Origin of the sequence: Kitasatospora sp. NPDC018619, assembly GCF_044391605.1 — a bacterium.
Taxonomy (GTDB): Bacteria; Actinomycetota; Actinomycetes; order Streptomycetales; family Streptomycetaceae; genus Kitasatospora.
In genome coordinates this window covers 1-1,241 of the sequence record NZ_JBISAI010000052.1, presented here as the reverse complement: position 1 = coordinate 1,241, position 1,241 = coordinate 1, and the positions used below count along the sequence as shown (strand labels likewise).

Annotated in this window: 1 protein-coding gene; it reads right to left on the bottom strand. The window is 59.9% G+C overall.

What is annotated here, in order from left to right; all coding sequences use genetic code 11:
• Positions 1 to 1,241 (bottom strand): amino acid adenylation domain-containing protein (locus ACH5AR_RS33875; RefSeq protein ID WP_396305361.1); only part of this gene is annotated, 1,241 nt, incomplete at both ends.

Sequence of the window (1,241 nt, the reverse complement as noted above, 5' to 3'; positions counted from 1 at the left end):
GATCCAACTTCCCCGAAGCATTGAGCGGAAACGCATCCAACACCATGATCTGCGACGGCACCATATACGACGGCAACACCACACCCAACGAATCCACCAGTGCCGCAGTATCAACCACCGCACCCGACGCCGGCACCACATACCCCACCAACTGATCACCGGTCACCGTCGACACCACAGCCACCGACGACACAGACACCGACACATCGGCCACCAACGCCGACTCGATCTCCCCCAACTCGATCCGCTGACCACGGAACTTCACCTGAAAATCGGTACGACCGATGTACTCGAGCTCACCCGACACACCCCACCGCACCAAGTCCCCCGTGCGATACATCCGCGAACCCACCCCACCGAACGGATTCGCCACGAACCGATCCGCCGACAAATCCGGACGAGAAACATACCCACGAGCCAACTGATCACCCGCAAGATACAACTCACCCGCAACACCCACCGGCACCGGACGCAACCGCGAATCCAACACGAAAACCTGCGAATTCCACTGCGGCACACCAATAGAAACCACACCACCATCGACGGCGCCCGTCACATCCGCGAACGTGATCGACACCGCAGCCTCGGTCGGGCCATACAAGTTGTGAACCCGCGCACCCGACACCACACCGAAATCACGCACCGCCTGCGCCGGCAACGCCTCACCGATGACGAACACATCACGCAACGAACCCAACAACTCCGCAGACACCGCACCCGCGAACACCGACAACATCGTCGGCACGAAGTCCGTCACCGTCACACCCTGATCAGCGATCACCGACGCCAAATACCCCGGATCCCGATGACCGTCATGCGTGGCCACCACCAACCGAGCACCCACCGCCAACGGCAAGAAGAACCCCCACAACGACACATCGAACGTCGTCGCAGTCTTCTGCAAATACACATCCGACCCAGTCAGAACATACTGACCCTGCATCCACGCCATCTGATTGACGATCGCCTCATGCGAAACCGCCACACCCTTCGGCTTCCCCGTCGACCCCGACGTGAAAATCACATACGCAGCATTCGAAACCCGAAGCGGCGCAACACGATCCACATCCAACACCGGCGCATCCGAGAACCCGGACACATCCAACTCGTCAATCAACACCACATCGAACTCACCCGGCAACACCACACCGTCACCAGCAGTGGACAACACACACACCGGCGCCGCAGTCCCGAGAATATGACCATTGCGCTCGACCGGATGATCCGGATCCAACGGCACA